The 26108-nt window shown below is 58.3% G+C and carries 31 protein-coding genes and 3 pseudogenes; 13 read left to right on the top strand and 21 right to left on the bottom strand.

Annotation, left to right across the window (positions count from 1 at the left end):
- Window positions 1-24: 24 nt before the first annotated feature.
- From K8374_RS26200 to argC, 3 genes and pseudogenes are all read right to left on the bottom strand, one after another.
- Window positions 25-651: a DNA methyltransferase gene (locus K8374_RS26200; RefSeq protein ID WP_003465024.1), complete on the bottom strand. Its 627-nt coding sequence runs from the start codon at window positions 649-651 to the stop codon at window positions 25-27.
- Window positions 652-1065: 414 nt separating this feature from the next.
- Window positions 1066-1224: pseudogene (locus K8374_RS26195) on the bottom strand (OmpA family protein); the annotation flags it as partial.
- Window positions 1225-1634: 410 nt separating this feature from the next.
- On the bottom strand, window positions 1635-2564 hold the full coding sequence (argC, locus tag K8374_RS26190) for an N-acetyl-gamma-glutamyl-phosphate reductase (RefSeq protein WP_049275860.1): 930 nt from the start codon (window positions 2562-2564) through the stop codon (window positions 1635-1637).
- Window positions 2565-2678: 114 nt separating this feature from the next.
- Between argC and K8374_RS26185 the strand changes: the two genes are divergently transcribed.
- Window positions 2679-3563 (top strand): LysR family transcriptional regulator, encoded by an 885-nt coding sequence (locus K8374_RS26185; protein WP_003465017.1) that lies wholly within the window; start codon window positions 2679-2681, stop codon window positions 3561-3563.
- 183 nt (window positions 3564-3746) lie between these two features.
- Here K8374_RS26185 and K8374_RS26180 read toward each other — a convergent pair.
- The 3 genes and pseudogenes from K8374_RS26180 to K8374_RS26170 form a co-directional block, all read right to left on the bottom strand.
- A pseudogene (locus K8374_RS26180) lies at window positions 3747-4347 on the bottom strand (uracil-DNA glycosylase family protein).
- A gap of 73 nt (window positions 4348-4420) precedes the next feature.
- Window positions 4421-4969 (bottom strand): annotated as a pseudogene (locus tag K8374_RS26175) (cytochrome P460 family protein).
- Between the two features lie 27 nt (window positions 4970-4996).
- Window positions 4997-5530, bottom strand: coding sequence for a carboxymuconolactone decarboxylase family protein (locus tag K8374_RS26170; RefSeq protein WP_020309197.1), 534 nt, complete (start codon window positions 5528-5530; stop codon window positions 4997-4999).
- A 117-nt stretch (window positions 5531-5647) separates the two neighbouring features.
- On the opposite strand from K8374_RS26170, the gene K8374_RS26165 reads away from it, so the two are divergent.
- The 8 genes from K8374_RS26165 to K8374_RS26130 all read left to right on the top strand — a co-directional run bounded on the left by K8374_RS26165 (window position 5648) and on the right by K8374_RS26130 (window position 10124).
- Entirely contained in the window at window positions 5648-6490 is an 843-nt protein-coding gene (locus K8374_RS26165) for a helix-turn-helix transcriptional regulator (protein WP_049275859.1), read from the top strand.
- Between the two features lie 398 nt (window positions 6491-6888).
- Entirely contained in the window at window positions 6889-7266 is a 378-nt protein-coding gene (locus tag K8374_RS26160; RefSeq protein WP_003151133.1) for a type II toxin-antitoxin system RelE/ParE family toxin, read from the top strand.
- On the top strand, window positions 7247-7582 hold the full coding sequence (locus tag K8374_RS26155; protein WP_001172026.1) for a helix-turn-helix domain-containing protein: 336 nt from the start codon (window positions 7247-7249) through the stop codon (window positions 7580-7582). The genes K8374_RS26160 and K8374_RS26155 overlap by 20 nt, the downstream gene beginning before the upstream one ends.
- Before the next feature lie 14 nt (window positions 7583-7596).
- A complete protein-coding gene (locus K8374_RS26150) occupies window positions 7597-7932 on the top strand; it encodes a hypothetical protein (protein ID WP_000741275.1) in 336 nt (111 codons plus the stop codon).
- 23 nt (window positions 7933-7955) lie between these two features.
- Window positions 7956-8282, top strand: coding sequence for a hypothetical protein (locus K8374_RS26145; RefSeq protein ID WP_000091614.1), 327 nt, complete (start codon window positions 7956-7958; stop codon window positions 8280-8282).
- Complete coding sequence (locus K8374_RS26140; RefSeq protein WP_001054412.1) at window positions 8279-8659, top strand: hypothetical protein; 381 nt, start codon at window positions 8279-8281, stop codon at window positions 8657-8659. The genes K8374_RS26145 and K8374_RS26140 overlap by 4 nt, the downstream gene beginning before the upstream one ends.
- 156 nt (window positions 8660-8815) lie before the next feature.
- A complete protein-coding gene (locus K8374_RS26135) occupies window positions 8816-9163 on the top strand; it encodes a DUF3391 domain-containing protein (RefSeq protein WP_263498547.1) in 348 nt (115 codons plus the stop codon).
- Window positions 9164-9254: 91 nt separating this feature from the next.
- Window positions 9255-10124, top strand: a complete 870-nt coding sequence (locus K8374_RS26130) for an HD-GYP domain-containing protein (RefSeq protein ID WP_223198360.1) — start codon at window positions 9255-9257, stop codon at window positions 10122-10124.
- Between the two features lie 773 nt (window positions 10125-10897).
- On the opposite strand, the gene K8374_RS26125 is transcribed toward K8374_RS26130, so the two are convergent.
- The 7 genes from K8374_RS26125 to K8374_RS26095 all read right to left on the bottom strand — a co-directional run bounded on the left by K8374_RS26125 (window position 10898) and on the right by K8374_RS26095 (window position 16477).
- Entirely contained in the window at window positions 10898-11305 is a 408-nt protein-coding gene (locus tag K8374_RS26125; protein WP_023383747.1) for a hypothetical protein, read from the bottom strand.
- Window positions 11306-11341: 36 nt separating this feature from the next.
- The gene (locus K8374_RS26120; protein ID WP_023383746.1) at window positions 11342-12034 is read right to left on the bottom strand and encodes a hypothetical protein; all 693 of its coding nucleotides are present in this window, start codon (window positions 12032-12034) and stop codon (window positions 11342-11344) included.
- Window positions 12035-13122: 1088 nt separating this feature from the next.
- Window positions 13123-14544 carry a group II intron reverse transcriptase/maturase gene (gene ltrA / locus K8374_RS26115; protein WP_024718247.1) on the bottom strand — a complete coding sequence of 474 codons (1422 nt, stop codon included), beginning with the start codon at window positions 14542-14544 and terminating at the stop codon, window positions 13123-13125.
- A gap of 467 nt (window positions 14545-15011) precedes the next feature.
- Window positions 15012-15194: a hypothetical protein gene (locus tag K8374_RS26110; RefSeq protein ID WP_023383744.1), complete on the bottom strand. Its 183-nt coding sequence runs from the start codon at window positions 15192-15194 to the stop codon at window positions 15012-15014.
- 20 nt (window positions 15195-15214) lie between these two features.
- The gene (locus K8374_RS26105; protein ID WP_054895136.1) at window positions 15215-15796 is read right to left on the bottom strand and encodes a hypothetical protein; all 582 of its coding nucleotides are present in this window, start codon (window positions 15794-15796) and stop codon (window positions 15215-15217) included.
- A 137-nt stretch (window positions 15797-15933) separates the two neighbouring features.
- Window positions 15934-16200, bottom strand: coding sequence for a hypothetical protein (locus K8374_RS26100; RefSeq protein WP_023383743.1), 267 nt, complete (start codon window positions 16198-16200; stop codon window positions 15934-15936).
- 1 nt (window position 16201) lies between these two features.
- Entirely contained in the window at window positions 16202-16477 is a 276-nt protein-coding gene (locus tag K8374_RS26095) for a hypothetical protein (protein ID WP_135002417.1), read from the bottom strand.
- A gap of 422 nt (window positions 16478-16899) precedes the next feature.
- Between K8374_RS26095 and K8374_RS26090 the strand changes: the two genes are divergently transcribed.
- Window positions 16900-17337 carry a hypothetical protein gene (locus K8374_RS26090; protein ID WP_023383741.1) on the top strand — a complete coding sequence of 146 codons (438 nt, stop codon included), beginning with the start codon at window positions 16900-16902 and terminating at the stop codon, window positions 17335-17337.
- 128 nt (window positions 17338-17465) lie between these two features.
- Here K8374_RS26090 and K8374_RS26085 read toward each other — a convergent pair whose 3' ends face one another.
- The 6 genes from K8374_RS26085 to K8374_RS26060 form a co-directional block, all read right to left on the bottom strand.
- The gene (locus tag K8374_RS26085) at window positions 17466-18095 is read right to left on the bottom strand and encodes a hypothetical protein (RefSeq protein WP_224459415.1); all 630 of its coding nucleotides are present in this window, start codon (window positions 18093-18095) and stop codon (window positions 17466-17468) included.
- 157 nt (window positions 18096-18252) lie between these two features.
- Window positions 18253-18741, bottom strand: a complete 489-nt coding sequence (locus K8374_RS26080; protein WP_023383739.1) for a hypothetical protein — start codon at window positions 18739-18741, stop codon at window positions 18253-18255.
- Complete coding sequence (locus K8374_RS26075; RefSeq protein WP_023383738.1) at window positions 18738-19430, bottom strand: N-6 DNA methylase; 693 nt, start codon at window positions 19428-19430, stop codon at window positions 18738-18740. The genes K8374_RS26080 and K8374_RS26075 overlap by 4 nt, the downstream gene beginning before the upstream one ends.
- Window positions 19431-19545: 115 nt before the next feature.
- Entirely contained in the window at window positions 19546-20400 is an 855-nt protein-coding gene (locus tag K8374_RS26070; protein ID WP_023383737.1) for a hypothetical protein, read from the bottom strand.
- Between the two features lie 105 nt (window positions 20401-20505).
- On the bottom strand, window positions 20506-20805 hold the full coding sequence (locus tag K8374_RS26065; protein ID WP_023383736.1) for a hypothetical protein: 300 nt from the start codon (window positions 20803-20805) through the stop codon (window positions 20506-20508).
- A gap of 13 nt (window positions 20806-20818) precedes the next feature.
- Window positions 20819-21217, bottom strand: coding sequence for a hypothetical protein (locus tag K8374_RS26060; RefSeq protein WP_060495350.1), 399 nt, complete (start codon window positions 21215-21217; stop codon window positions 20819-20821).
- A 210-nt stretch (window positions 21218-21427) separates the two neighbouring features.
- On the opposite strand from K8374_RS26060, the gene K8374_RS26055 reads away from it, so the two are divergent.
- Entirely contained in the window at window positions 21428-23770 is a 2343-nt protein-coding gene (locus tag K8374_RS26055) for an autotransporter domain-containing protein (RefSeq protein WP_054895137.1), read from the top strand.
- Between the two features lie 112 nt (window positions 23771-23882).
- Here K8374_RS26055 and K8374_RS26050 read toward each other — a convergent pair whose 3' ends face one another.
- Both K8374_RS26050 and K8374_RS26045 read right to left on the bottom strand, forming a co-directional pair.
- Window positions 23883-24539: a hypothetical protein gene (locus K8374_RS26050; protein WP_060495349.1), complete on the bottom strand. Its 657-nt coding sequence runs from the start codon at window positions 24537-24539 to the stop codon at window positions 23883-23885.
- Window positions 24540-24564: 25 nt separating this feature from the next.
- Window positions 24565-24813: a hypothetical protein gene (locus K8374_RS26045; protein ID WP_224459414.1), complete on the bottom strand. Its 249-nt coding sequence runs from the start codon at window positions 24811-24813 to the stop codon at window positions 24565-24567.
- A gap of 154 nt (window positions 24814-24967) precedes the next feature.
- Here K8374_RS26045 and K8374_RS26040 point away from each other — a divergent pair, with 154 nt between their 5' ends.
- Together K8374_RS26040 and K8374_RS26035 are read left to right on the top strand one after the other, a co-directional pair.
- Complete coding sequence (locus tag K8374_RS26040) at window positions 24968-25519, top strand: site-2 protease family protein (RefSeq protein WP_224459413.1); 552 nt, start codon at window positions 24968-24970, stop codon at window positions 25517-25519.
- A 59-nt stretch (window positions 25520-25578) separates the two neighbouring features.
- Complete coding sequence (locus K8374_RS26035) at window positions 25579-25992, top strand: hypothetical protein (protein ID WP_023383730.1); 414 nt, start codon at window positions 25579-25581, stop codon at window positions 25990-25992.
- Window positions 25993-26108: the final 116 nt, after the last annotated feature.

The raw sequence follows: 26108 nt of genomic DNA, 5'->3' as shown, positions 1-26108 counted from the left end.
AGGGACAGCACCGTACCGGAAAGGTCAGGTGTTGCACTCAGTTTTCGCCGCCGCCCCCTTATTATCACTGCGAGGTGAATAGCTTTTCTGCCAATTGATTATGCCAATGCGATTCTCTTCGCCGAAGATTTCGTCCATGAGCATGCCAAGTCTAAATAGTTCCCTATGATCAATACAGATAGCCATAACCCCGCCTGGGGTTAGCATCTCACGCATCATCCAGATTCTGGGTGTCATGAAGCGCAACCATTTGCTGTGCTTGGACCCATCATCTTTAGGAACTACATCGCCGAGATCTGGATCGTTTGGATCCTTGTCCCACTTGTCGTTATAGCGGAAGTCCTCGCCGGTGTTGTACGGCGGGTCTGTTACTACAAGATCAACTTGACCACGATATTTATAGAGCGTGACCATCGCAGAAAGGTTTTCACCGTCCCAGATCTCATTCTCTGACTGGGCGGTTTCCTCTCCAAAGGATACTTTCTTGATAATACGATGCAGCTTCGGCTTGACCTGGCGGATGATCTGCCAGGGAGCAGCCCGCCCGGTGTAACTCATAACGATGCCATTCTTGCCAGCATCGGCAAGCGCCGCATCATGCTCCTGCAGCATACGGACCAAGGCGGCCCTCGGCAGTTGTTCGTAATCCATGCTTGCCCCTTGAATTCGTGCGGCGGCACCGAAAAGCTGAAAATTCTAGTACCGCTCGTGGATGCTTCACCATCCCTAGGGTGGCGAGTGTACTTGTGAACGTATTGATTTGGCTGTTAAACCGTTGAAAAAGACGGATCAACTGAGTTCCAAACGGGCTGCGTACTGGCTGGCAGATGCGAATCCGGCGCACGCCGCTCCCTTCTGGGCTCAAGCCCGCGAAGCGGGCATAAAGAACCCGGCCGAGGCCGGGATCCTTATGGGCTTATGGGCCGGCGTATTGGTCTGCCCAGTCCAAAGCCGGTGCCACGGGAGCTTGCACCTCCTGAGGCCAGGTTTTGGAGCCCACTGCAAATCGCCCGTAACCCATTAAAAGATAGCTGGGCATCCGACGAAAAGAGCACCAAGGCACCATTACCCTTGAGCTACAGCGCCGCTACGGGGCACCAGTTTGATTTCAACGCGGCGATTTTGGGCGCGACCCTCGGCGGTGTCGTTGGGGGCAATGGGCGAGCTGGAGCCTGCACCAAAGGTTTGCAGGCGCGAAGGATCGACGCCATTGCTGCGCAAAGAGAAAAAGGGGACTGATTTATGTGCGCCAGGCAAAGCTTGGTCGCCTGGGAATGACGGCGCAAGCCGTCACGAAATGGCGTAAGAAACCCAGCGGGTATGACCCCCGCCCGGTAAAGGTTAGCCACCGACCGGAAGCGAGTCTTGCGTGGTGACCGGGTAACCGGCGCTGCGAAGCGTAGACAGCAGAAAAGGGGATTTATTTTCCCTACTCTAAAACGGCCGCTGTTGGCCGATTGCTGCCTGTCGTGGACGACCGTTTAACTTCAAAGCCTGACTGGATTGCAAACTGCTGACACGCGTAGATTCTGTTTTCGACTCGTTTAATGCCGTCGATGCCAGGCCATAAACAGAGAGGAAACAACCGCTCGAAAATTCGAGCCATAGACTCTAGAGCCAGTGGGTAGTCGGAGTCATGTTCCTGCAACCATCAAATCCAGATTCTGCACCGCCGCTCCAGCGGCTCCCTTCCCAAGATTGTCAAACACCGCAGCCAACAAAACCTGCCCCGTCTCATCATTTTCACACACCACCAATCGCAAACTATCAGTCCCGTTAAGCGCCTGAGGATCAAGGCACGTCAACCCTTTGGCCTCCTGCATCGACATCACCTGTACATGGTCCGCATCGACGTAGTGCTGCATAAGACACGCATGCAACCGCACCGCATCCACGCCCGGCGCCAACAAGCGAAGTTGCAACGGTATGGTCAGCACGATCCCCTGCCGAAAAGCCCCATAAGCCGGCACAAACATCGGCCGCTCCATCAGACCGCTTTGCTGCTGAATCTCCGGAATATGTTTGTGTGCCAGCCCCAGACCATAAACCTGAAACGCGGGCGCCTGTGATGCGCCCTCTCCCTCATGCTCTTGCACGCCAACGCGCCCTTTTCCGGAATAGCCCGACACAGCATGAATGTTCGTCGGATAGTCCCTGGGCAGCAACCCGGCCTCCAGCAATGGGCGCAGCAGCCCTATCGCCCCCGTGGGATAGCAACCGGGATTGCTGACCCGCCGTGCCGTGGCGATGCGTTGGGCCTGCTGCGAGTTCATCTCCGCGAAACCATAGGTCCAGTCTAGATGGGTGCGGTGCGCCGAACTCGCATCGATCACCCGAACGGCGGGGTTTTCGATGCTCGCTACAGCGTCGCGTGCGGCTTGGTCGGGCAAGCAGAGAATCGCGATGTCGCAGGCGTTGATGATTTCGGCGCGACGTTGCGGATCCTTGCGATGTTCGGGGCTGAGCGTGATAAGCCGCAGATCGGTCCGGTCGCGTAGACGTTGATGGATTTGCAACCCGGTGGTGCCTTGGTCGCCGTCGATGAATATAAGAGGACTTGCCATGGAATGCTCTCGGACATAGGAAATCAGGAGTTCCAATCTTCAGTGAGGGGCTAAGATAGGAAAAGTTGAATTTCTAAACGATGAAATTCAGCTTTTCTGAACAAGGAGTGACTCATGCGCGAAATCAGCCTGGACCGTCTGCGCACGTTGGTGGCCATTGCCGACCTGGGTTCGTTTGCCGAGGCGGCCCGTGTGCTGCACCTCGCGCCACCCACGGTCAGTTTGCATATTGCCGACCTGGAGTCGCGGGTTGGCGGAAAGCTGTTGTCGCGCACACGTGGGCGCATTCAGCCTTCGGCGATTGGAGAAACGCTGGTGGAGCGCGCGCGGCGCCTGTTGGCGGATGCGGAGCAGGCGCTTGAGGACGTGGAGCGTCAGGTGCAGGGCTTGGCCGGGCGTGTGCGGCTGGGTGCCTCCACAGGGGCCATCGCACAGTTGATGCCGCAAGCTTTGGAGACGTTGGGCCAACGCCACCCCGCTATCGATGTGCAGGTCGCGGTGCTCACGTCGCAGGAAACTTTGAAGAAGCTTGCCGAGGGCTCTTTGGAGATCGGTCTGGTCGCGCTGCCACAGACCCCGGTGAAGGAATTGCGGATCGAGCCATGGCGGCGGGACCCGGTCATGGCCTTCTTGCCGGCTCGCTGGGAATGCCCGGATGTTGTGACCCCCGGTTGGCTGGCCGCCCAGCCATTAATTCTGAATGACAAAACTACTCGGCTTTCGCGCTTGACCTCGGAGTGGTTCGCCAGTGATGGACGGCAGCCCACGCCGCGTATTCAACTGAACTACAACGATGCGATCAAAAGCCTAGTGGCGGCCGGTTATGGTGCGACGTTGTTGCCGCATGAAGCCTCCACGCCATTGCCCGATACCAGGATCGTCATGCGGCCATTACAGCCCTTATTGTGGCGTCAACTTGGTATTGCCCACCGTGGTGGGGACGTCGAGCGGCCTACGCAACATGTGCTGGATGTGTTGTGGGGGTTGAGTGCGGGCTAGGGCGATGTTGTCAGAGAAAGGACCGCTTTCGACCCGGTCATACGGTGATTGAGGTCCCAGGCGTCAGCTACCGCACCTGAAGCCGTCGTTCATCGCTCCAAAGCCGGTGCCTGTCTCCGTTCGCCCAGGCCAGGGTGTCGTAGTACTTGTGCAGCAGCTCGGTAATGGCGGCGGTGTCGTCGGTCATGGGGTTTCCTTGGGGTTGGCGGTGAGGACTGCCTGGACGCGTGCTTGCAGCGCGGGCAGCACGTCTTGTTGGAACCAGGGGTTGCGCACCAGCCAGCGATTGTTGCGCGGGCTAGGGTGAGGCAGGGGGAACGCTTGCGGCCAGTGCTCGCGCCAGGCTTCGACCACCCGGGTGAGCGGCGTCTTGCCAGTACCGAGGTGGTAGTCCATGGCGTAGCTGCCCAGCACGATGACCAGCGACAGGCGCTCGAAACGCTGCATGAAGGCTTCGCGCCAGGCGGGGGGCGCACTCCGGGCGTAGCGGCAGGTCACCGCTTTTGCCGGTGCCCGGATAACAGAAGCCCATGGGCAGAATGGCGATGCGGGTAGGGTCGTAGAAGGTGTCGCGGTCCACGCCCAGCCAGGCGCGCAGACGCGCGCCGCTGGCGTCGTCGAAGGGCACGCCTGAGGCATGGACCCGGGCCCCCGGTGCTTGGCCGGCGATGAGGATGGGCGCACTCGGGTGAAACTGGAAGACCGGCTGCACGCCGTGTGGCAGATGCGGTGCGCAGCGCGTGCAGGCGCGGACGTCGGTCAGAAAGGCGTCGAGTGTCGGCATGGCGCGCTTCCGGAAAGGGTGGCTCGCGCAGGACGGAGGTGCCATCCTGCGCGAAGCGTAACCCGGCAGCAAGTCAGTGCTGGGTCAGTGTCGGATAGCCCTGGATGAATACGCGGTCGGTCTTGGCCGCCGGCACATGGCAGCCCATGCAGTCGGCTTCGTAGCTGACGGCGACATTCTTGGCGGGGGCGTCGGCCTTGAACAGCGCCCAGCCCCAGCCGTCGCCCCACAAGGGGTTGCTGGCGAAACGGCCTTTGGCGTCCTAGACCATCACGAACCACACGGCCGCATCGGAACCCCAGACCACAGGGTTGCCAGTGGTCATGGCGCTGGTTTCGAGCTTGCGGATCTCTTTCACCAGCGTGGCGCCGTCCAAGAACTTGCCGGTCTTGCGGTAGTGCTCGGCCGAGGCCTTTTCGGTGTACACATCGTGCAAGCCGCGAGAGGCGGATTTTTCGTCCAACACCGCATATGAGCCCAGGTGGACGAAGTTTGTGCGGAAGTCTGTGGGGCGGCTGATGCCGCCCTGGCTGTCCACATAGGGCGAAAAGTCGCCGGCCGTGACGGCCAGTGGCAGGACGAGGGCGCTGGCGAGCAGAGCGCCGGTGAGTGCGATTTTCATCGTGTTCTCCTTATATGCCTATGGAGATCAGACGGCGACCACGGGGAAATCCACCGTGGTGTCGGCGATGTGGTTGGTGTAGTTGGTGAGCGTGTTCAGCGCGACGTTGGCGATCACTTCCAGTATCAGGCCGTCGTCGAGCCCCGCGCGGCGGTAGTTGGCCATGGCGTCGGCCGACACCACGCCGCGTTGCTCGACCAGCGCGCGGGCAAAGCCGGCGATTGCATCGTCAAGTGCGTTGGCCGCCTGGCCGGTGCGGGCCGCGGCGATGGCCTCTGCCGACAGTCCGGCACCTTTGCCGATCAGGGTGTGTGCGCTCAGGCAATACTGGCAGCGATTGGCTTGACCGGCAGCGAGCGCAACGATCTCGCGCTGGGAGGCATTCAGGCGGCCGGTGCCCAGCGTTTCGGACAAGCCGAGGTAGCCATTGAGCGCCGCCGGCGCGTGGGCCAGCGTGGCGAACAGGTTCGGCACCATGCCAAGCTTGGCTTTGACGGCCTTGAGTGTGGCAGCGGTAGCGGCGTCAGCGGTGTCGATGGTCAGGGGGGCGATTTGGGTCATGTCTATCTCCGTAGTGGGTGAGGTGCAAGAGCACGTGGGCATGATCGCCCTTTGTTTGGTACGATATGGCACGTAAAGTATCAAATACGTAACCTATCGTCTTATATGGAGAGTGGAATGGCGGATCGACTGGCCGGCTTGCTCCGGCACTACTCGCTTTCGGCGCGCGTTTTTCACAGCGGCGCCTTCTGTGGGCAGCATCATTACGCGGCGCCGCATGGCTATATCCATCTGGTGCGGCGCGGCCCGATTACGGTGCGTTCGCCCGTGCATGAAGATCTGCTGGTTACCGAGCCGAGCCTGCTGTTTTATCCGCGCGTGGCGTCGCATCGTTTTGTCGCCGCCCCCGGCGATACCGCTGAGCGGTTGTGTGCGGAGGTCGACCTGGGCGCTTCGACGGGCAATCCGTTGGCCATGGCCTTGCCGTCGATGCTGCTGATTCCGTTGGCGGACTTGCCCGGCCTCGGGCCGACGCTAGAGTTGCTGTTTGCCGAAGCCGAGCGCGACCAGTGCGGTCGGCAGGCCGCCATCGACCGCTTGTGCGAGTTGCTACTGATCCAGTTGCTGCGTTATCTGATGGATGGGCGGCTTGGCGCCACCGGACTGCTGGCGGGCCTGGCCGACCCGAAACTCGCGCGCGCCATAACCGCCATGCACGATGCGCCGCAGACCGCGTGGTCGCTCGAGGCGCTGGCGGCGAAGGCGGGCATGTCACGCGCGCGCTTCGCCGCCGCGTTCAAGGACGCGGTGGGCGTCACGCCGGGCGACTATCTGGCCGACTGGCGGATGAACGTCAGTTGCACCCTGCTCAAGCAGGGGCGGCCGGTGGCGGTGGTGGCCGACCGCGTCGGCTACGGCAGCCCGAACGCTCTGGCGCGCGCCTTCCGCGTGCGCATGGGCTGCGCCCCGCGCGACTGGCTGGCGCAGCAGCGCGGTGACGCGGCGCTCAGCGGTTCGTGAGTTTGAGTTCGATTCGCCGGTTCTTGGCGTAGGCGGCGCCGGTGTTGCGCTCGTCGAGCGGGTGAAATTCGCATCACGCCGGAACAACTGGCGGAACTCCAGGTGGCGATCCGTCAACGGCTGGTCAGTCTGTTCGTGCGGCGCGGCCGGCTGGACAAGGCTGAGTCAGTGGCGCAGGTAGCTGGATGACGCTGTCCCGCCCTGAGCCGACGCTCACAGGCGGGGATTTCCAGTGTCGTCATTGTCGGCTATTGGCCGGCAGCAGCCCGTCGTTGCCTGATGGATCCAACCCCTCCGCTGCTATAGTGCAGTCGGCTTCTGACGTTCAGTGCAGCCGTCTTCTGAAAACGACAGTTGCCGCGTTTACATCATTACCTGAACAGGTATAAAATTCCGTCATGACAAACAAAGAAAAACCGCTCGAATGGATCGCGAGCAGCCACAAGGATTTGATGGCGTTGCCGTCCGACGTGCGTCGCCGTTTCGGTTACGCGCTCTCGTTGGCGCAGATAGGCGATCAGGATGACGCAGCAAAGGTGCTCAAGGGGTTCGGTGGTGCCGGCGTGCTGGAGGTCGTCGAAGACGATGCCGGCGGCACCTATCGAGCGGTATACACGGTCAAGTTTGCGGAAGCGGTGTTCGTCCTGCACTGCTTCCAGAAGAAGAGCAAGAGCGGAATCGCCACGCCAAAGGCCGACATGGACATCATCCGCGCTCGGCTGAAGGTGGCCGAGGTATTGGCACAGGAGCTACGAAATGCAAAAACGAATCATTGAAGGCGTCGAGGTTCAGCGCAGCTCGGGCAACGTCTTTGCCGACCTTGGACTGCCTGACGCTGAAAAGCTCAAGATCAAGACCGGCCTGGTGGTCGAGATCAGGAGGGCCATGCGCGCCCTTGGGCTGACTCAACAAGCGGCGGCCAAACGCATGGGCATCCCGCAACCGAAGGTGTCGGGCATGATGCGCGGCGACTTCACCAATCTATCCGAACGCAAGCTGATGGATTGTCTGAATCGCCTCGGCTACGACATCGAAATCAAGGTACGGCCAGCAGCCGAGCCGATCGGGCATCTAACGCTCGCAACCGCTTAATCGGAGCTCTCCTGATGGCAGCCCGCATCACCGACGACGAATGGGACGAACTGACTCCCGAGAATTTCGATACCACGGCACTGCTGCGTGCAGTCGATGCCGTGGACGTGCTGCGCGGCGATTTGAATGACAGCGCAGACGGCGCACCTCCGCAACTGCGCACCGACCTGTTGAAGCTGCATCAACTGGCAATGGCCGCGTTCAACGAGGGATCACGCAGCCGAGTGGCTGAGCTATTTGATCTCGCCGTGGATCTTCAGGATCAGGTTGATCATCTGATGACCTCGCTGGAACAAGTGCAAGAAACCCTGTCCCGGTTGACGGCGCTCTACCCAGAAAGCCTGTCCTGAATGTTCTTGGAGACAACCACATCATGAGCCGCAGCCGCCGCAAAACGCCCATCGTTGGGCACACGACCTGCCGTAGCGAGCGCGAGGACAAGAAACTCTGGCATCAGCGCTGGCGAACCCACGAGCGCACCGCGCTGGCCAGCGCGTCGCCGGAAGCTCTATGCGCCCATCTGCCTCTACTGGAAAACCAGGTCAGCAACGTCTGGTCGATGGGTAAGGATGGCCGCTCCTACTGGCCCATCAAGCGCCAGGCCGCCACGGCGGATCGCATTGCCAACCACAAGGGACGCAATCCGCAAGAGCGCGCCTCCCTGAAAAAGCGTCTGCTGCGCAAGTGGATGAGCAAATGAACCTGTCCACCATCGAGGCGCTGGCTATCGCTTGGGCGCGAATCGCTGAAGAAGCAGAACTCCCAGCCGGCTACGAGGGCACGGCGACGCCAGAGGCGCATCGGGCCTGCGAGGTGATCCAGGAGCGGATTCGAGAGCACGTCGTCGCCACCAATGACATGCGGCTGTTCGGCCTGCTGCACCTGCTTGGGCAGGCGTCGCTGCGCATGGAGCAAGCGCTGTGGCCGGAAGAATATGCGCGGATGACCCGCGAGGTCGAGGAAGCTCTCCGAGAGGCCGACGACCCCAACGCCAAGTCGTACACCCACGAAGAAGTCATGCAGGCGATGCAGGAACGCATCGACCGAGCGCGAGACAAAGCCATGTTGATCGGCTGACGGAAATTTCGGCGGTTCCGGCTGATCCAAGAATCTTGGCGTGACCTTACCTCCGCTCTACCGCTGGGTGCCAGCCTCGGCGCACGCCTAACCACCCAACTCAGAAAGGAAAATAAGTTGGTAAAACGCATTCCCGTATCCGAGCTTCGTCTCGGCATGTACATCCACAAGCTCGCCGGCTCTTGGGTTCGACACCCATTCTGGCGCGGCAGCTTCCTGCTGACCGAGCCTCAGGATCTCTCTGCCATTCGAGAATGTGGCGTCGGGAGGTCTGGGTCGACTTGGCCAAAAGCCAAGTCGACCCAGAGAGCCCAGAGAGCCCAGAGCCCAGAGCCCAGAGCCCAGAGCCCAGAGCCCAGAGCCCAGAGCCCAGAGCCCAGAGCCCAGAGCCCAGAGCCCAGAGCCCAGAGCCCAGAGCCCAGAGCCCAGAGCCCAGAGCCCAGAGCCCAGAGCCCAGAGCCCAGAGCCCAGAGAATTGTCGGAGGAGCAATCTCTGCCGTCTAGTCCACTAAGCAAGAAAAGTGACGGCGCAACCTCAATGGAGAGCGAAATGTGTTATGCACGGAAACTCTGTCTTGCGGCCGAGTCCCAAGTCATGGACATGTTCCAGGAAGCCCGGCTTGGCAAGGCCGTCGACCCAAGCACGACGTTGCCGCTGGTCGGAGAAATCGCTGCCTCGGTGCTGCGCCAACCTCATGCCCTCATCAGCGTCGCACGCATCAAAACGCACGACGATTACACCTACCTGCACTCGGTTGCCGTCTGCGCCCTGATGCTATCGCTGGCCCGGCATCTCGATCTAGACGAGGAGCAAACGCGCCTGGCTGGCATCGGCGGACTGATGCACGACCTAGGCAAGGCCGCGATGCCGCTGGAAGTGCTTAACAAACCAGGCAAGCTCACCGATGCCGAGTTCGCCATCATGAAGCGCCACCCTGTGGAGGGCGCAAAGATGCTGCGCGCAGGCGGGGCCGAGCCCGGGGTGGTGGACATTGCCCTGCACCATCACGAGAAGATCGACGGAACCGGCTACCCGGATCGCTTGGCCGGTGACGCCATTTCACTCCTGGCCCGCATGGGCGCAATCTGCGACGTCTATGATGCCGTGACGTCGGAGCGAGCCTACAAAAAGCCGTGGGACCCGTCCGCGGCGATGCGGCAGATGGCCAAGTGGGAGGGCCATTTCGACAAACGCATCTTCCACGCCTTCGTCAAGGCCGTGGGCATCTACCCCGTCGGCTCCTTGGTTCGCCTGTCCTCTCAGCGTCTGGCCGTTGTCGTTGAGCCGGGAATGGAATCACTGCTGACTCCCAAGGTTCGCGTGTTCTTCTCGCTACGCTCGAGAGAGCCGATCCCGATGCAGACCATCGACCTGGCGGCCACGAGTTGCAAGGACAGTATCACTGGCCCCGAAGACCCGACGCTCTGGAACTTCAAGAACCTCGACGACTTGTGGATGGAATAGCCCCCACAAAACGACGGCCCCGTGAGGGAGCCGTTGAACATCGTCGAGCGATGCCCGTCCAGGGAGGGATGGCCGAGCTCGATTCTCCAGAAGGTAGCTGGTGACACGAGTGTTGAGCCCACCCAACTAGGGTGACGGAAATTTCTGGGGTTCCGGCTTACATCCCCTGCATGACTCTCCTGAAAGGTAAGCCAGGTGTTGCGAAGACCTGGTACCGCAGGAATGCGTCACACGGGTGTGGAAGGCGGCAGGCGGGGCGGCTTTATCATTTTCACGATAGTTTGAATTTTTTTCAGGCTTTCTGAACCGGGCACAGGTATGGTGCGCCGGCTTGCATGTGGACCTGCAATTCAAGAGGCCCTTGGGTGGTTATGTCCTCTGCTCGGTAACCCGAGAATCTCGATGTTCCGAGGATGAGATACCCCCTTCGACACGGTGTTTAGACCGTGCCGGTTTGCTGCATTCGTTGGGCCACCTGGGCCTCTTCTGGAATGCACCACGTGCGTTCTGAAAGCGCTGAAGTGCCGGTTAGGCGTTGGAAGATTGGCCTTCCTGAAACGGAGGTCAACGATTATGAAGCGTATGCTGAATATTCTGAGCCACGTACTGACCATCTACCGGCTTTTATCGGCCGTGTGGGGGTTGATGCGTGACCACTGTGATGCGGTCTAAACGCCCGTCCAGTGTTGAGATGTAAAAAGGCCACCCGAGCGTAAGCAGAGGTGGCCTTTCTGTTTCCGGAGTGCAACTCAGGAAGGCAGGCCGGGTACGACTTACGAAGGTGCGTACCAGCGACGTTCGATGTTCAGCTGATGCTCACGCTCGTAGACACTCACGGTTCCAGCATGCTCATGTCGACCGCCCTCGTACTGGTCCGGATCGCTATCCAAAAGCTCATCGAGTATTCCCTTGACCCTGAGAGCGTGAGCTGCGCGCTTTGCTTTGATCGCCTTGCACACGTCTACAAAATCGGGATCAGCTTCCCCATGGCGGCGGTAGGAAGCCGCCATCTTTTGAAAGATCTGCATGTGCTGGTCATCCAGGTTACGCAGGCCATTGGCATCCATGGGGTAGGCAGCGCCGGCGTACATGGCCATCGCGAACGACTGAAGAAAGCCCGCGGCCGCATAGTCGCTGTCGACCAACACTGCCCGGTGGGTGGCGAATGGAGATTCTGTCATCTGTAGAGATCCTGGAAGGTGGCGTGAGGTCGATGATTACCAGCCGGCATAGTGGGACACGAGGTGGCCCCAGTCAGCGAGAGCCGAGTTATCGCGCAGGATGGTCAGCGCCTCGGCAGCGAGAATTTTCGTTGGGCAACCGCCGGTGAGGAACACGTTGTCCTTACCTTGGTTGTACAGATGCATAAGGCTCAGAGTCATCACCCTCTGAAGCGGGGTCATGGCCCTATACGCCTTACGCATCGCAGTTAGCTTTTCCGGGATCTCAGCGTAGTCCCTTGCCCAATCACACCCCTTGGGCCGGAGACTGTAATGATCGCCTATAGCCTGGAACGGCTTGTTGTGGCGCTCAAAGCACCCATGCAGCTGATACTTCTCAACGATAGCCCAGGCGGCCTCGCCGAAAATGCGTGCCCGCTCATCTGAACCCTTGAAAGAAGGCAGCTCAGCCCCGCACACGATCGCCAGGGCAGCATATTCCGCATAGTCCAGGCTCGGGATCTTGTCGACCAGGTCCACCAACGTATATCCAGGAAAGCGCCCGGCTGCGAAGGTAGGGTTAACCGCAGCATATGCTGCGAGGGCTGCGGGCTTCTGCGAGTGGTGGATATAGCCGTGACTGGCCGTTCCCACATCACTCAGCGACCACGTGCTCAGTGCACCTTGGTGGACGCCGAAGGCGGTCAACAGCTCTGTGGCTTTCACGTGATAGTGGGCTGCATCAAACATCGTTCGTCCTCTGAAACAGTTGATTGCAAAGCTTGTGGTGGATGGGGTTCTGCACCGCCAGATCTGCGGCTATGCATTCCTCTGCCAGGTTCGGCCTCGCTTCATCACTGCAACCCTAGAACGTCGGTGTGGGCTTCGCAACCCCTAGAAATATGGCCGAACAAGGCTAAATCGCAGGCACAAAAAAAGCCGCCTGAGAATGGGCGGCTTTCTTAGGCCAAATGAGCTGAGAGGATCATCTGGCATGCGCGTACTGAAACGGTCGAACCTCAAAATAATATCCGAATTGCAATCTAGTGGGCAACCTGACCTGCCCCACCTTTTCACTAATGAAAAACCCGACCACTAGGGCCGGGTCTGTGCTGCGTTTGGAGATGATCCAGCCTAAGCCGGCAGATACTTGACCTCGGTCTCCGACCTCACCAGCTCTTGGATCACTGGGCACGTGGAAAGGCCGGTATTGACCATGTATTTCGCTGCACTCAACAGGTAACGTCGCTCTGCCAGGTACTCGCAAGGCTCAAGACCGTTGGCTCCATGACATTCGGAGAGGAAGCATTGGTAGAACACGACCTCACGCATGTCAGGGTCAGATTTGAACTTCGGTTTCACACCTACGACACGTGCTAGGTGGAATCCTGTTGGGATCACCGAAGCCCCGTGGGCAGCAGTAAGGGTTTGCAGCATGGTGGCCCCCTGGGCATTGCCTGTGATTGCGATCAAGCTTCTGAACAGGTATCTAAGCGGCTACATAGGGCACGCCAGTAACGGGCATCCTGCATCGACTCCCTCCTCATACGGCGGTATTCGGGCCTATAGCGGTGCGGTTCTGTACGAGCGGAGAGCGAGTTTTCCTTTGCCATTCGTAGACAGAAATTCAACTTGAACAGGGCATGTGCTTTCGGTCGGGTTGACTGCTGTGTTGTTGCGGTGGTCATTGGAATTGCTCCTTTGATTTTTGGCCTAGTGCGTGGAGATGGCGCACATCGATCACCACGCAAGCAGCTCGGCCGCGGGATCGAGTAGGAGGCGGCTTCACAGCCGCCGTCCTCTCACACCACCGTGCGTACGGTTCCGTACACGGCGGTTCAGGTTATACGGCTAAGCCGGTTTATCGTATCCAGTATCGAGACCAGTCCGAACCTATCCCATAGCCTCTTCGGTAGCGCCTGATTCACATGAGATGCTCCCGAGTTCCACCACGGGCCTCGGCCATTAAAGGCCGATTTACAGGCACGTTCTTCGCTCAGGCCCAGGCGCATCAGGTTGCGCGCCCTCGTTGAGGGCCGTTTCCATTGACGCCAGATGACGCAGCGAAGTTTATGCCTGACCCAACCATCCAATTTCTCAAGTGGGCGTTTGCTCTGGCTGAGCTTGAAGTAGCCAGCCCAGCCTCGCAGGACAGGGTTGATTCGCTCAATGACAGTCGCCACTTTGCGGGCCCTTACACTGCGTAGCAATATTCTGAGTCGGTCGCGTAAGCGCCCCAGGCTCATCGTTGCCACACGCAGCCTTGGTTGCTGGTGCCTGCTCATCCCGTAACCCAAGTAGTCACACTTCCAAGCCCCTGCTACTTGGCTCTTCTTCCGGTTCACCGTCAGTTTCAAACGATGGCACAGGAAGCGCTCGATACTGGCCAACACCCGCTCGCCCGCCCGAGGACTGCGCACATAAATGTTCGCATCATCGGCGTAGCGCACGAAGCGATGACCCCGCCGTTCCAATTCGCGGTCGAGCTCATCCAGAAGGATATTCGACAGCAACGGCGAGAGTGGGCCGCCTTGCGGTGTCCCCTCTTGCCGTTGGCTGACGATACCGCCCGACATGGCCCCAGCTTCAAGGTAGCGGCGGATGAGCCTAAGCACTCGCTTGTCTTCGACGCGACGCTGCAAGCAGGCCATCAGGATGTCGTGGTTGACCCGATCAAAGAACTTTTCCAGATCAAGCTCCACGCACCAGCGATGCCCCGCCGCCACATGGGAGCGGGCCAGTTCAACGGCTTGGTGAGCGCTTTTGCCCGGACGAAAACCGTAGCTGTAGTCCGAAAACAGCGGATCGAAGAGTAGCGTGAGTTGTTGCTGTAATGCTTGCTGGATCAGGCGATCCACGACGGTGGGGATTCCCAGTTGCCGTGTGCCGCCCTGCGGCTTGGGAATTTCAACCGCTCGCACTGCTTGGGGATGGTATTCACCGGCCAGCAACCTGGCCTTGAGGGTTGGCCAATACTGTTTCACGTAGCCCGCCAAGTCAGCGACCGTCATGCCATCGGCACCCGGAGCCCCCTTGTTGCTAACCACGCGTTGATACGCACGCCTGAGGTTGGCCGGTGCAAGCACCCGCTCCATCAGCGTGTCCGGCTCCGCGTTCGTCCACGTCGCTGACGCCGCCGGCACCTTTGCACTGTCAGGCATCACCCTCGGCTTCTGGCCGGGATTCGGAGTGACAGATTCCGTTGTAGGAAATTTCTGCATTACGGCTACCAACGAGACAGTGACGCCTACTGGCGGCATAACCTGTTCGGCCCTTGGTGGCGCGGTTAACCGCCACTTACTACGGCCTCGGCTGACTTCTGCACGCTCGTCCCGTCGCCTCTCGACGCTCGGTAGCACAGTGGCAAACGTGCAGATCTCCCAGGGTAATTCGCGTGACCTTCCTGCTTATGCCTGTCGGATTTACGTCACAGCGTCCCGTGCAAGTACTGGGCTTTGACGATTTGGGCCGCCTCACCCCGCTGTGCCGCCTCTATCCGCTTCCTGTTCGTCAGGCCAGCAGTTTGCCTCGGGCTTCCTTCAGATTCGCGGTCGCCCACGACACCCTTGCCTCTGGCTAACACTTCCCCTTGCCGGGTGTGTAGAGGACTTTCACCTCCAAGTCACCCGCTTTGGCCACCACAACCAAGCGGGTTGCGCTACGCGCAACGCGCCATGCCTGGCGCACCCAAAAAAAAAGCCCGACTAGGTCGGGCGTGGGTGTAGCGTTAAGCGGTCTGGTAGATCAGTTCCGCCGGGTAGACGAAGACCTGAAGTTTTCCCTGCAGACATGACAGCTCATACACCTGCTTCGCTGGTGTCCGGCCGGGGCCTGGCAGATGACGTTTTCCGACTTCAGACCAGCCCAAGCGTTTCAGTTCAGCAACCTTCTGCTCCTGGTAATGCGACATTGATGGATCCCCCTTCGTGATCACAGTCGACCAGCTGGTTCCATCTCACCAAAAATCCCGAACTCAACAAGCGTGCTGAATGCGATTTCGAGGGCCGGCTTTTGGTGGGCGAGATCCAATGCTCTCTCCCCTGCAGCTTTCCCTTTCTCCGCCTGCCAATCACACAGGAAGTCGGAGAACCGACGGTATCTGTGGAAGTCGATAAACCGGTCGAAGCAGACCTCTTCTGAGGCTGCCAGGGCGGTCATCGCCGTGAGCAGATCTTCAAATGCAGGGAGTTCACTACGTTTCAATGTGCCATCAGCTAAGAGCTGGTCGACCGTGGCTTCAAAGCGTTGCTGGTGTTCTTCCAGGCTACCGCTCACGATCCGAAGCGCGTGATCCTTCGCGACAAACTGATTTCGCCCATCGCGGTGATAGCGCGGATCGAACTCAGCGAAGCTGGTCTGCTTGAGTGAAAGCCCAGAGGTGACTCCCTCACGATCTGTTTCGATGTTCAGGCGATCAACGAATGGGGTCGACCACCGGATGCCGGTCAGCCCCTGGCGACCAGTCTGGACCATCACCATCATTCCATCAGTCAGTTCAAGTGTTGCGAGCATGAGTGTGTCCCCTTAGAACGTTGATCAAGTCCAGGGGGATGAGTCACATGAACCACGAAACTCACCAATTTTGTCTGATCGGGCACACTCCCGGGGCACCGAAAAAAACCCGGCACGTGGCCGGGTTGGGTGTAGCTTTAGGATACAGAGGGCCTGGGAGCGATAGCAGGCTCACAAGCGCGGACCACCACTTCGTAAACCAGCTTCGGCCGAGGGCAGTTCCACTGGTTTTTGAAGAAGACCCCGTTGGCGTTGTGACACCCATAGCTGGCCGTCAGTCCATCGAGCTTGCCGAGCTCCTCCAAACGCTTAGTCAGGTCGAAGGCTCTCTTACCGGTGACATGCCAGAAGCCACGCCTGGCCACCGTTTCCCGCATTTCCTGCTCAGTCTTGGATACAGCCATTTCAGCACCCCTTCCCGGCCGCAATCTGGCGCTTAACAGGCACCTTGTAGGCGTAGTGGGTGACCACGTCGCAGCGCCGCATTCCACGTCGAAGCATGTTGAGTGCAGGCTGATGCTCACGAGTATGGAGGCAGTAGCGTGTGCCACCCTCTAGTCGACGGAGCTCGCCCATTTCATGATTGATCAGCGCAATGTTCAGCTCATCCTGCAGCTGTTCCCGCTCCGGGCCTGTGGCGTTATTGACGCGATTCTGCAGAGTTTCGATGATAAGGCTCATGGTGCTCCCCATAGGTGTTGGTCTAGTTCTGGGATATGCATCACAGGCAACTGGAACAGCACCAATCGAGGAGATCCCATGGCTTGGGATGTTGAGGTAGACGCTAGCGAACGAGCGCCAGGCTCATTGAAACCGGTAGATGATCTTCTCTGTTTTGCAGAGGGGGCATCGCTTGGCGATCCTCACCACCTCGCCAGAATACTCCCGTGTCACGATACGCCCAGGATGGCCGCGCAATCTGCAGATTGCTCTCCTGAATTTCTGATACAACCCACTCATCAAACGACAACCGTGCCCGCACTTTATGGATGGCACAATCGTATCATGTACAGCCCGACTGCCGGCGGTGCACCTCATTGACGACGTATCATCAAGGTCCAAAAATGGGGCCTCGAACACTGCCCTCCTTCGAGACTCAACCCATGCAAGCAAAAGCGAAGATCGACCGCGCAGCTCTTGAGGCAATAGCCGAATCAACCCGCCGCGGGCTGTTGCTTCTTGTCGACAAACCCGGTTCTACCTTCAATGGTTTTCCGCGAGGAACCTGCGGTCCTGCCTCGGACATCCTAGGTCGACTCATCAAAGAACAACTCGGTGCTGATGGTGTGTATGTGTGGGCTGAAGACCATCCGAACCTAAAAAGGGAGCAGTCTCACGCCTGGTTCGAGGTCGACGGGTTCATTATCGACCTCACCTATGATCAATTCCCAGATACCGGGCTTACAGGTTGGGTCTTCGATCAGGGCAACGAGTGGCACGCCAAGTTCGCCGAGCAGGAACGTCGGCAGGGCTTCTGTCCTCCCAGCGGCTGGCCTGAATATCCACTCGATGGTTATGCCGCCGCTAAATCACAGATCTGAACAGGCAGGTCCCGGTACGGTCCACATGCACTGGTCCCAGGCGAAAAAAAACCCGGTCTAGTGACCGGGTCATGTGCAGCGTTTGGAGCGCGAGCATCAAGCTGGCGCTAAAGCCTGAAGTGCAGCAGTCATGCCGACTCCAAGATTTGTTCACCGGAGTGACAAGTCGAGAGATCGATCTCTACTGGCTTTTGGTCAGATTTTGCGGTCACCACGAAGGTGCACGCGCTGTCCTGTTCACCGGCGGCAATGTGGCTGCGGAAGTACCGGTCTGCGACGGCCTGGGCTGCCGCATGGTGATCCCCCTCAACCTCAACATCAGCACTCCAAGTAACGAGATACTGCCGTTCACCGCCAGCTTCAAGTTCAGTTGTGCCTCCGGCCAAGTGGAAGTGACTCTGCAGTTCAGCGATCGGCTGACGTGCGCTGACAACCTCGACGTCAGAATGTCTGATGAATCCCGAGAACCAGAAGCTGGACGCATCCACATTTAGACAGCCGGCCTTCAGTAACACATCGTTGTCGCAGCCGATCTCCTCCGCCTCTTCAGTGCCAGGAGCGTACTGATGGAATGAAGCAGTGCTGTCAAACGTCTCCACTTTGTGAAGCCCATTCTCTTTAACCAGTCGAGCTAGATTGATGATGCGTTGAGTTGCAGCCAGATCGATGCTGAAGGATGCAAATTCTGGCGTATCTTCTGCGCCGTTGGTGGCGCGGGTTTCAACGATATAGGCCTTTGCGGTGCTGGACGAATTCATAGCGATACCCTCAGGTGTGTTGGTCTAGTGAAGGGAGATGCATCACAGCCAACATGAACCGAGGACCCCAAGGACTGAGACGCCCCGCAATGCGGCGTTGCCCCACTGAATGACGCCAAAAAGAAAACCCCGTCGCTAGGACGGGGTTTGATGGGGGTTAACGGCGATGAGAGCAGATGCTCTTCAAGGCCCTGTCGACCAGGTCACCTTCGTAACTCAAGATGACCTCCACGTTGCTGCACGAGCGCTGGGAAGGTCCCAGAGCACGTGCTGCGATCAGGTAACCGTTGGGGTCCACTTGCGATGCAGCGCCGAACAGAACCGCATTATCGACCACTGCGCGGAGAACATCCCCGGCGCCATCGTCTTCGGTCCAACTGGGTGACACGGTGTTGCGAGCACTGACCTGGTTACCGCATACACGGAAGTGCTCAAAGCGCCCGGGGGCATTTTGAATCGAGACCGAGTCGCAGCCTTCAAATTTACCCACGTAGATGACCGGCCGTGTGGCGCCGTTGATGCGAGCTACGGTGGACATTTTTGAGGCAGCAACCGACAGAACAGCATCTGAAGCCTCCGAAGCACTTGCCGCATGCGGTAGCACCTGGAAGGCTAAAGCCGCGGCGATCGTGTACCAGCGTTTCATGAGGCGACCTCAAGTTTCGGAATTGAATTTTGACGTGAACGCATCAGCGTCGGAGAGGTTGCGTGCAAGATCTGCTGCTTGGGGTCCGAGCTGAGCGTATCACCAAGGAGCACTATGATCTCCCCGATTTCGACTCTATGAATGGCACAATTCGCGGCCAGCTGAATCGCAACCATGCGAGCGCAAATGCCATCGATATCGCATGCGTGAAAAAGCCATTGCTGGAGCTCCCCAGGACCTTTCGTTTCGAGCAGGTAGTTTGCTTTTGCCAACAGCATAACTCCACTGCCACAAGCCGGATCTGAGTAAGCTTTGAGATCACCGGCGCGAGGCAGGTCGATGTCACCATCGCTCATCCTGACCATCAGGCTTGCCAATGACCAGGGCGTGAAGAACTGCCCCAGCATTTGCTTGCCGCCATGGCTGGCCAGCTCTTCGTAGAGTGGGCCTAAAATGTCCTTGAACGGTTCTTCATTGGCCACCGCCTGATCGTACAGCGTGATAACTCGTCCTATTTTACCGCGGACATCATCAGGTATGGGATACCAGGGCTGAAACCCCCAAAGCTCCATCACTGCCCCTAGGAAAAATCGAAACATCTCCGCCGGCGGATACCGGTGGCCATCACACAGTGCTTCTGCCAGTGGCTTGATGGTGGGTGGTACCGCGCGTGCTAGTTTGCTTGCCATGGGCAATCTCCAGAGAGGTTGGTCGTATGCATTGGGATGCATCACAGCGACCTACAACGCCGGCCGGCGCCTGGGCATAAAAAAACCGCTCCGGTTAGGGAGCGGTTGCGTAGCGTTAATCAGCGGACTCTTCCGGATCAGCAACGTCCGGAATGGAATCACGCGGCACCCATGTCCAGGTTGCGACAAATGCGCCATCTTCACACAGCGTTACCTGGGCATCTTCATTGACCTGCAGATCATCATTGGCGATGTTGTCCAGCGCCCATGAACGGTACCGGTCCTTGAGAGCGTTCGAGTCCACTGCCTGCTGATCCGGCTCTTCTTGCGCCAGCAGTTTCTTTTGAGCGAGCTCATCGAGCAACTGAGCAGAGGGAGCGCACTGCGACAGACCGAAGTGAACTCCCTGGAGCCCGTAGCGTTTGGAAAACTCTTCTGCCGTCATCTTGGCCAGCACCTTCTCGATGCAATCACTGCACAGACCGTGACCAGCATCTTGATTGCCCCATTGCCGACCTGTGGTACGAGCACCACAGCACGGGCACAACAAGCGCACTGGGGCATCAAGATGCCCGGTCAGGTCGACTTGTGCATATGGAACATCACGGAGCTCACAGTAGGCTTTCTCATCGCCATCGGCGTCATACAGGCCCAATGTGCACTCATCCCACTCCTCAGGTTCAGCGATGGACACCTCGATCGAAAGAAGCAGGTATTGACCGTTGCAGAACTCCTTCCGCAAAGCCATGCAACCGCCTCCGGTGTGATAAACCTCGAAGCCATACGCCTGTACGGGGTCAACAACAGTTGTTCCGCACGGTGAAAAGTAGGGGTTGCGAATCTCCACGTCGTTGAACATGAAAGCCATCTCCGACGGTGAATACGGCCGCTTGAGTTCCTCGCCATTCGGCAGGACCTCGGTCATGACCATTTCTTTGGTATCAGCTGCGTTGTTTGCAATTACGTCCATGGTGCTGCGCCTCTTTGGGTAGTCATCTTGGTCTGAGATGAAGCACAGCCAGCTGTAACGACAGGCAAAAAAAAGCCGCCCCATAGGGAGCGGCGGTACAGCGGTTTAGATTCGAGCAGAGACCTGGTAACCCTTGCCTCCTTCAGCCTGCGTCACGCCGGCTTCAAGAGTGATGGTCACATCTTGCAGTCCTGCATTCTTGAACATACTCGCCACAGTTTCGGCTACCGGCTGCATTTCAAACGGCAAGACGGTGAACCAAGCTTTCGAAAACTTGCACCATCGGCACCCGTATCCAGCGAACCAGCCATTCTCGCGATTTCCAGGAACCGGATCAGGCATTTCCAGAATCTTGTTGATGCGGGTGGCAAAGGCTTCCGGGAATTCCTTCAGAACTGAAGACATAGGAACCTCTCGATCAAGCGGCTTGGTTGTGCTGTTGCTGTTGCTGGCGCTTGCCCAGCTCATTAAGGGTGTCCAGTTTTGCGATGAATCGCTCAGCCGCAGTGGTGCTGGCCAACTCAGAGACCGACTCATAACGGTTCATTCCGCCTGAATAGTCCTTTCGGCCCTCACAGGATCGGTAGAGCACTTTGAGCACTCGATCTGAACCTAGATGAACCATCAGATAGAGATGATCGCTGTGCAGGATCACCTCCCCCATGACTGCGTTCCCGCCTTTACACGACCGAATTTCGTAGCTCGTTTCTGGAAGCTTCAAACGGCCGGCGATCTCTTTGAGCAATCGCTTGCCAGAGCGGTGAAGGCTTTCTTTGGTGATGCGTTTTTCGAGCAGCGCTTTAGGGATTTGCAGCATGACGTTTCTCCACAGGGAATGACGGTCTCTTGCGAAGACCTGGTGACGGGAGATGCGCAACACAGGCATGCAAAACAATCGCGGCCCTTTCCAAGAGCACTCAACAATCCATAACACGTATGTATGTTTCTATTGATTTGCTTTCAATCCTGACAGTATTATCCGGCCATCCAATTGATATCACCTAACAAGGTCAGGACGAATCAGCCCATGCACAACAATGCAACCCCCTTCAAGCCACGTCTCTCCCTGCTTGTCGCCTCCATCGCACTGGCCATGAACGCTGGCACTGCGCATGCCGCTTACGCCGGCATTGATGTCTACGCACCAACGCTGGGCTCCTCCAGTACCACCTATGATTCGCACATCGGCGGCTCTGGTGATGGCTCCACCCTGGTTGGCGCCCAGTTCAACCCGAGCACCGAAACTACCGAGGCCTTCAAGTGGACATTGCTGGGTGGCAAGCAACTGCTGGCCAGCCTTGGGACCAATGCCGCCGCCTACGCTGTGTCGAACGAAGCTGACGTCATCGTCGGTAGCTCTGTCGACAGCGTCACGGACAACGAAACCGCCGTGTACTGGAACAACGCCGGCATTCACAAGCTGGACTTCCTGAACGGCGGTGCCGAAGCTGAAGCACGCGCCGTTTCGGCTGATGGCAGCGTCATCGCCGGTTCTGCCGACGACGGTCTGACCGGCAACCGATCGGCAGTAACCTGGGACCTGGCTGGCGCTGTGACTCAGCTGGGCTACCTGAACGACGGCACCTACAGCTACGCCATGGGCATCAGCGCTGACGGCAAGGTGGTGGTGGGGTACGCACAGAACGGCGCCGGCAATGGTGATATCGCCACTCGATGGGTGGGCGGCGGTAGCGCCGAGAGCCTCGGCACCTTGGAGGGTGGTACGCAATCCATCGCCACGGCGACCAGTGCCGATGGCACTTACATCGTCGGTGCGAGTGACTCTTCGCTCGCCCTGAGCGAAGCTATGATCTGGTCCGAGCTGTCCGGCATGAAGGGCTTGGGCTTGCTGGCCGACGGTACCCTGTCCAAGGCTGAAGGCGTCTCCGCCAACGGCGCCGTGGTCGTCGGTATCGCGGACACCACTGGCACTGTCTTCTCCGGCTTCCGCTGGACCGCTGAGACCGGCATGCAGTCGCTGGTCGAATGGCTGCAGGATAACGACCCTTCCTACACTCTCCTGGCCAACAACACCCTGAACTCCGCCACTGCGGTATCTGCAGATGGCAACACCGTCTTCGGCCTGGGCTTCCTGAATGGTCGCTCGCAGCCGTTCGTAGCGCGTTCCTACGGCCCAATCTCCGAGCCTGTGGTCACTACCCCACCGGTGGTAACCACTCCGCCTGAAGAGACCATTCCAGAGGTGACCCCTCCCGTCGTCACCCCGCCTGTTACTGACCCAACGCCGCCAAGCACCGGTGGCTCCTCCAATGCAGGGGACACTTCTACTGGCGGCAGCGATGCAGGCACGGGCACCGGCGCCGGTGGTACCGAAACCGGTGCGGGTACCGGTGGCACTGGGGGCACTGACACGGGTACTGGTGGTACCGGTGGAACTGGCACTGGCGCGGGTGGCGCTGAGGCTACCACTCCACCGACTGGCGTGATCGGTTTGCTGGACCTCGGCGACTCGTTGCAGAATGCGACCCTGTACGCGCAAGCCATGCAGAATCAGCTGCAAGGCTTCGTCCAGGACCAACTGTCCTGCTCGACATTCGACACCAGCGGCATCTGTGTCAGCGTCAGCAGCCAGATGACTCATCACTCGGGTACTGTCCACGGTGACAACGTGTACGGCGGTGTTACCGCTGCATATCGACTGACTCCTGACCTGGTTGCCGGCATCGGCTACCAAGGCCCGAGCACCTCGCTCAAGATCAACGATGACCGCGTCGAGGGTGATACCAACACGATCGGTGCTTTCGTCGAGTACGGTAACCGTCTGCGCAAAGGCGTATTCGCCCGGGGCGCCGTGGCTGTTTCCGAAGGCGATGCCACCATCAAGCGCTCTTACAAAACCGGTGCCGGCGACGTCGAGTCGAAAGGCAAGGCCGATGTCAGCCAGCGTGCCGTATCCGGCCAGGTCGGCTACGTCTTCATCCTGCAGGACAACATCGCTGTCATGCCTTTCCTGGGCTTGGACTACCTCAACACCAAGCTGGATAGCTACACCGAGACCAGCGGCTCCTTCCCGGCGCACTTCGATAAGCGGACCGAAGAAAACATCTACGGTACCGCGGGCCTGGATGCCAGCATGAACCTGGCAAATAAGGCCATCGTCTCGGCGAACATCAAGCACGTCAGCCGCCTGAACAACTCGCAAGACGATCTGACCGGTGATGTGATGGGTGTGTCGCGCTTCGACATGAAGCAAGACACCACTGAGCGCTGGAACGAAGTGGGCGTTGGCCTGCAGGTTGCCGGCCCGTTCAAGGCCTCCCGCGTGGGCATCACCTACGGCCACCGCTTCGGCAGCGACAAAGCCGTTGCCTCGGACGTCGCTACGCTGTCCCTGTCGGTCGGTTTCTAATCGGAAACTGGTACACCAAGCGCCCCACTCAGTAGTGGGGCGTTTTTGTTTGTGGGCGGTTATCGGCAGGCAAAAAAAAGCCACTCCGAAGAGTGGCCGGGGATCATTGGTGTTAGGCAGCAGGCTGCTTGTTCTGTTGCTCCCACCAAGCGCGGAAGCTGGTTACCAGAGAGCAGCCATTGTCCTCAGGCAAGGCGATTACCGCCTTGTTCTGGAGACTGATTGCATGCTCTGGCTCACCATCACGTGAACAGTGGTAGAGCTTGAAGGTGTTACGTGTATCGAGCTGGAAGCAGCACAGAGTGCCCTTCGGCCGTTTGTAATAGACCCGGCAGAAACCCGAGTCAACGGAGTGGAAGGCCAGCTGTTCAACTGCTGGAACTTCAGCGGGAGGGAGCAGGCTGTTGCGATGCTCAACGAGCAGCACACGCAAGGCTTCCAAGTTGAGGGAGCGCTTAACTCCATCAGGGAACAGTTCGTCGCCAAACAAAGCGACCAAATCTGCCTCCAAACTCTCTTTTACCAAGTGGCAGTCTACCTGGTCCCAGGCACGACAATTGATCCATTCTCGCTTTTGCACAGGCGTTTCATTTTCATCAACGTAACCACGCTGATCAGCCATAGCCTCAGCTACTTTGACGCAGGCTTCAGCGTGGCTGGTAGCATGCACATAATCACTGTAGGTACCTTCATCCTCCTGAACCCAGTTCAGAGTAACAGCGTAAAGGTCAACGGCAGGTTGATTAACTCTTACTTTGGTGTCGCTCATGTTTAGTTTCCTTGATTAATTAGAGTTAGCCAGCGAGCTTCATATCTTGCTGAAGCGCAGTTTTGCCTTCATTGAAAGCGTTTAAGAGTTCCGGGATATCAGACAGGAGTGCATGAGGGGTTTCAGACGCCCCCCAGCCATATCCCCAGGCAGCATCCTTTGCATCTTGAAATGCATTGGCTGCTAGTTGAGTGGCTTCCGGCGATTTCATGAGTAGTACGGCTAACGCCCATTGAGATCGAGCGTAAGCCGCAAGCTGAAAACAGGTATTCATACGTTCACCACAGTAGTTTCATAACTATCTGTAATGACGCACACGGACCTGTATTGTAGTTGTACTGCGCAGTACACAGGCCAGGACAAATATCCGGATATTGACTTGAAGGTTTTGAAGCTTTGCTAAAGAATTACTGCATCATGTTCTAGGAATGAAAACCATGCTGCCTGACGCACTGGTAACCATCGGGATGTTCGCCATCGCCTTTTTCGTCATTTGGCTGATGCTGGTGTTCTTGCTCTTGATCCACGAAGCCGGGCATCTAATACCGATGCAGCGGTTTGGTATCAAGCCAGACAAACTCATTATTGGTGGATACAAGCTTTTCTCGTTCCGAAAATCCGGGATCATTCATGAAATTGGTCTGATTCCGCTGTGGGCATATGTGGTCAGCTCCGACTATGAAAAGGCGCCCTCAGACCGCCGGGCGATCATCGCTGCGGGCGGCCCTCTCATCTCACTGGCGACCGGCCTGCTGTTCTTCGGGATTAACTACGTCACGCCGAACTGGCCGACGCTTGTCGCGGCCCAGGGCTCGATCCTCCTGGCGGCGACTAACATCATCCCCCTGCCTCCAATGGACGGGTGGACGATCGTCGAGTATTTCTTGAACCGCCGCGGTATCTACTTTGATGACAGGAACAGGCGGCTCCTCATGGGCGTAGGGTTGGCGACCATAATTGCTATCACCCTCGCCCTCTAGAATTACAGAACTCTGCTCTTCATCTCCTGGTGCAAGTTCAACCCACCAGGAGATGACTCATGACCACTACTTCCCTCGACTGCACCTCACGGCTCCCAGCTGTGCGCCCAGGCTTCTTCGAGGAGGCCTTCCAGAGCTACAACGTACCGCCGAGAATCCGCGCATTTGCAGAAGCTTTCTGCATCCGCTTTGACGTTCGCGGCATCTGCGACCCGGCCTATTGTGCAAACTCTGCAGCCCTTAAGCTGAAGATCGGTGATGGTTGCGGGACCTTCGATCACGAGAAAGAACCCGTCGAGAACGGCATCCCCCTGATCGGTGAGCAACTGCTGTTCTCATACAGCACCTGCATCCAACGAGCAGAGCCAGGCACTACCGCCGACGTCATCAACAGCATGGTGAAAGCTGCTCTGGCGGGGGCAACCGTTGAGGAGCTCTTGCCACCGCCAGCAGCACCCGCTGCTACAAGCTGAACACACCCAAACCGCCTTTCGAGGCGGTTTTTTTTCGTCGATCAAATGCAGTTATTGCTTTTAGATACAGACGGCGTATGTGTTCATGTATTATTCACGCGCTAAAACCATGAAGG

The sequence above is a fragment of the Pseudomonas sp. p1(2021b) genome (assembly GCF_020151015.1).
GTDB classification, from domain to species: domain Bacteria; phylum Pseudomonadota; class Gammaproteobacteria; order Pseudomonadales; family Pseudomonadaceae; genus Aquipseudomonas; species Aquipseudomonas putida_K.
Note: the sequence above shows the minus strand (reverse complement) of the source record. Positions and strands in the feature narration are given on the sequence as shown.

What these genes read in the sequence shown, in the direction of transcription:
- K8374_RS26185 (WP_003465017.1), top strand. Translation starts at nt 2,679, where the DNA reads ATGCGCGAAATCAGCCTGGACCGTCTGCGCACGTTGGTGGCCATTGCC.
- K8374_RS26110 (WP_023383744.1), bottom strand. Translation starts at nt 15,194, where the DNA reads ATGTCGCATTACCAGGAGCAGAAGGTTGCTGAACTGAAACGCTTGGGC.
- K8374_RS26095 (WP_135002417.1), bottom strand. Translation starts at nt 16,477, where the DNA reads ATGAGCCTTATCATCGAAACTCTGCAGAATCGCGTCAATAACGCCACA.
- K8374_RS26100 (WP_023383743.1), bottom strand. Translation starts at nt 16,200, where the DNA reads ATGGCTGTATCCAAGACTGAGCAGGAAATGCGGGAAACGGTGGCCAGG.
- ltrA (WP_024718247.1), bottom strand. Translation starts at nt 14,544, where the DNA reads ATGCCGCCAGTAGGCGTCACTGTCTCGTTGGTAGCCGTAATGCAGAAA.
- K8374_RS26090 (WP_023383741.1), top strand. Translation starts at nt 16,900, where the DNA reads ATGCAAGCAAAAGCGAAGATCGACCGCGCAGCTCTTGAGGCAATAGCC.
- K8374_RS26130 (WP_223198360.1), top strand. Translation starts at nt 9,255, where the DNA reads ATGGACATGTTCCAGGAAGCCCGGCTTGGCAAGGCCGTCGACCCAAGC.
- K8374_RS26140 (WP_001054412.1), top strand. Translation starts at nt 8,279, where the DNA reads ATGAACCTGTCCACCATCGAGGCGCTGGCTATCGCTTGGGCGCGAATC.
- K8374_RS26135 (WP_263498547.1), top strand. Translation starts at nt 8,816, where the DNA reads ATGTACATCCACAAGCTCGCCGGCTCTTGGGTTCGACACCCATTCTGG.
- K8374_RS26125 (WP_023383747.1), bottom strand. Translation starts at nt 11,305, where the DNA reads ATGACAGAATCTCCATTCGCCACCCACCGGGCAGTGTTGGTCGACAGC.
- K8374_RS26065 (WP_023383736.1), bottom strand. Translation starts at nt 20,805, where the DNA reads ATGTCTTCAGTTCTGAAGGAATTCCCGGAAGCCTTTGCCACCCGCATC.
- K8374_RS26105 (WP_054895136.1), bottom strand. Translation starts at nt 15,796, where the DNA reads ATGCTCGCAACACTTGAACTGACTGATGGAATGATGGTGATGGTCCAG.
- K8374_RS26080 (WP_023383739.1), bottom strand. Translation starts at nt 18,741, where the DNA reads ATGAAACGCTGGTACACGATCGCCGCGGCTTTAGCCTTCCAGGTGCTA.
- K8374_RS26060 (WP_060495350.1), bottom strand. Translation starts at nt 21,217, where the DNA reads ATGCTGCAAATCCCTAAAGCGCTGCTCGAAAAACGCATCACCAAAGAA.
- K8374_RS26085 (WP_224459415.1), bottom strand. Translation starts at nt 18,095, where the DNA reads ATGAATTCGTCCAGCACCGCAAAGGCCTATATCGTTGAAACCCGCGCC.
- K8374_RS26150 (WP_000741275.1), top strand. Translation starts at nt 7,597, where the DNA reads ATGGCAGCCCGCATCACCGACGACGAATGGGACGAACTGACTCCCGAG.
- K8374_RS26155 (WP_001172026.1), top strand. Translation starts at nt 7,247, where the DNA reads ATGCAAAAACGAATCATTGAAGGCGTCGAGGTTCAGCGCAGCTCGGGC.
- K8374_RS26040 (WP_224459413.1), top strand. Translation starts at nt 24,968, where the DNA reads ATGAAAACCATGCTGCCTGACGCACTGGTAACCATCGGGATGTTCGCC.
- K8374_RS26200 (WP_003465024.1), bottom strand. Translation starts at nt 651, where the DNA reads ATGGATTACGAACAACTGCCGAGGGCCGCCTTGGTCCGTATGCTGCAG.
- argC (WP_049275860.1), bottom strand. Translation starts at nt 2,564, where the DNA reads ATGGCAAGTCCTCTTATATTCATCGACGGCGACCAAGGCACCACCGGG.
- K8374_RS26050 (WP_060495349.1), bottom strand. Translation starts at nt 24,539, where the DNA reads ATGAGCGACACCAAAGTAAGAGTTAATCAACCTGCCGTTGACCTTTAC.
- K8374_RS26170 (WP_020309197.1), bottom strand. Translation starts at nt 5,530, where the DNA reads ATGACCCAAATCGCCCCCCTGACCATCGACACCGCTGACGCCGCTACC.
- K8374_RS26160 (WP_003151133.1), top strand. Translation starts at nt 6,889, where the DNA reads ATGACAAACAAAGAAAAACCGCTCGAATGGATCGCGAGCAGCCACAAG.
- K8374_RS26035 (WP_023383730.1), top strand. Translation starts at nt 25,579, where the DNA reads ATGACCACTACTTCCCTCGACTGCACCTCACGGCTCCCAGCTGTGCGC.
- K8374_RS26070 (WP_023383737.1), bottom strand. Translation starts at nt 20,400, where the DNA reads ATGGACGTAATTGCAAACAACGCAGCTGATACCAAAGAAATGGTCATG.
- K8374_RS26165 (WP_049275859.1), top strand. Translation starts at nt 5,648, where the DNA reads ATGGCGGATCGACTGGCCGGCTTGCTCCGGCACTACTCGCTTTCGGCG.
- K8374_RS26075 (WP_023383738.1), bottom strand. Translation starts at nt 19,430, where the DNA reads ATGGCAAGCAAACTAGCACGCGCGGTACCACCCACCATCAAGCCACTG.
- K8374_RS26045 (WP_224459414.1), bottom strand. Translation starts at nt 24,813, where the DNA reads ATGAATACCTGTTTTCAGCTTGCGGCTTACGCTCGATCTCAATGGGCG.
- K8374_RS26055 (WP_054895137.1), top strand. Translation starts at nt 21,428, where the DNA reads ATGCACAACAATGCAACCCCCTTCAAGCCACGTCTCTCCCTGCTTGTC.
- K8374_RS26120 (WP_023383746.1), bottom strand. Translation starts at nt 12,034, where the DNA reads ATGTTTGATGCAGCCCACTATCACGTGAAAGCCACAGAGCTGTTGACC.
- K8374_RS26145 (WP_000091614.1), top strand. Translation starts at nt 7,956, where the DNA reads ATGAGCCGCAGCCGCCGCAAAACGCCCATCGTTGGGCACACGACCTGC.